We start from the raw sequence: 254 nt of genomic DNA on the forward strand, positions 1-254 counted from the left end.
ACCGCAGGTTCTGATCACTCTGAACGCCCAACGGGCCGGGACGCAGAGTGATCGCCCAGAACCGCAGGTTCTGATCACTCTGAACGCCCAACGGGCCGGGACGAAGAGTGATCGCTCAGAACCGCAGGTTCTGATCACTCTGAACGCCCAACGGGTCGGGCAGCCAAACGACGGCGTTGAGCGCATTTCGCGGGGTGGTGAAGACCGGGTGCAGGACACAAGAACGGTCGCGCTGTGACTTGCCCAGGACATCT

General features: G+C 61.8%; 1 protein-coding gene. It reads left to right on the plus strand.

Annotated elements, in window-relative coordinates; genetic code table 11:
• On the plus strand, positions 1–238 hold a 238-nt coding region (locus RUU78_RS16970; protein ID WP_313918645.1), incomplete at its 5' end, for a hypothetical protein.
• Between the last annotated feature and the right edge of the window lie 16 nt (positions 239–254).

The organism is Tahibacter sp., from assembly GCF_032229445.1.
GTDB lineage: Bacteria > Pseudomonadota > Gammaproteobacteria > Xanthomonadales > Rhodanobacteraceae > Tahibacter.